Here is a 321-nt window from a genome sequence, read left to right on the forward strand (position 1 = left end):
AGTTGGCGTCGACCGGCGCGGGCGACGTCGAGCTGCTCGGCGCGGCCGGCCTCGCGCTGCTGCTCGGCGGCGGCGTGCTCTACCGCCGGGCCCGCGCCGGCGCCCGCTGAGGCACGCCGGACACGGAACGACGCGCGCCCGCGGCCGCCGGGAGGACCGGACGGCCGCGGGCGCGCGCGTGCCCGGCGTGGACCGCGGTGTGAGTGGAGGCGCCCTGCGGGCCGTGAGCTCAGGCGCTCACCAGTTGCGGACCTGCCGGATGATCCGCCGCCGCAGCCTGACCGTCCGGCTCCCGTCCGGGAAGAGCCGCAGCCGGTCGAG

At 79.8% G+C, this 321-nt stretch carries 1 protein-coding gene and 1 pseudogene; one reads left to right on the forward strand and one right to left on the reverse strand.

The annotated features are described in order from the left end of the window. Positions 1–2: 2 nt before the first annotated feature. A complete protein-coding gene (locus PUR71_RS06545; protein ID WP_329925376.1) occupies positions 3–110 on the forward strand; it encodes an LPXTG cell wall anchor domain-containing protein in 108 nt (35 codons plus the stop codon). A gap of 127 nt (positions 111–237) precedes the next feature. Here PUR71_RS06545 and PUR71_RS41130 read toward each other — a convergent pair. Continuing rightward, a pseudogene (locus PUR71_RS41130) lies at positions 238–321 on the reverse strand (DUF5703 family protein); the annotation flags it as partial.

The organism is Streptomyces sp. SP17BM10 (genome assembly GCF_036322405.1).
In the GTDB taxonomy this organism is placed as follows: Bacteria; Actinomycetota; Actinomycetes; order Streptomycetales; family Streptomycetaceae; genus Kitasatospora.